Below are 729 nucleotides of genomic sequence, written 5' to 3'. Positions count from 1 at the left end.
TTCCCTGCGAGACCGAGGTGGTCGCCGTCGACGACGGCTCGCGCGACCGTTCCTGGGAAGTACTCCAGTCCTTTGAGGACAATGCTCGGGTGCGGCTGATCCGCCACGAGCGCAACAAGGGCAAGGGCGCGGCGATCCGCACCGCGGCCAAGGCCGCGACGGGCGACTTCGTGGTGGTCTTCGACGCCGACGGCGAGTACGACGCCGCCGACCTGCCGCGCCTCCTCGCGCCGGTGCTGGAGGGCAAGGCGCAGGTGGTGTACGGGTCGCGCTCGTTCGGCTCGCACTCGGCGTATTCGTTCTGGTACGTCATGGGCAACAAGGGGATCACGCTCGCCGCGAACATCCTGTTCAACTCGTACATCTCCGACCTGGAGACCTGCTACAAGCTGCTGCCGCGGCAGATGTACCTGGACATGAACATCCGCTCGGGCGGCTTCGGCATGGAGGCCGAGCTGACGGCGAAACTCCTCAAAAAGGGCATCCGTCCTTACGAAGTGCCGATCTCGTACACGGCGCGCAGCCGCGAGGAGGGCAAGAAGATCACCTGGACCGACGGTGTCCAGGCCCTCTGGCTCCTCGGCCGCGAACGCGTCCGCCGCTCACGGCGCTGACCCGCGAGCGGGGCGGCGCAGCCGCCGCGCTTTTCGGCCGCGGCCTTCGCGCGCCGTGATCCGCCGAGCGGACCGGGCCACGCGACCCGTCGCGCGTGTCTGCGGCGCCTTCTCG

General features: G+C 68.9%; 1 protein-coding gene. It reads left to right on the top strand.

From position 1 onward, the window contains the following. Nucleotides 1-614, top strand: a 614-nt coding sequence (locus tag E9998_RS25020; RefSeq protein ID WP_136532474.1) for a glycosyltransferase family 2 protein, incomplete at its 5' end; no start/stop codon positions are given. Nucleotides 615-729 lie beyond the last annotated feature (115 nt).

It is taken from the genome of Glycomyces paridis (assembly GCF_004912155.1).
In the GTDB taxonomy this organism is placed as follows: Bacteria; Actinomycetota; Actinomycetes; order Mycobacteriales; family Micromonosporaceae; genus Glycomyces; species Glycomyces paridis.
Note: the sequence above shows the minus strand (reverse complement) of the source record. Positions and strands in the feature narration are given on the sequence as shown.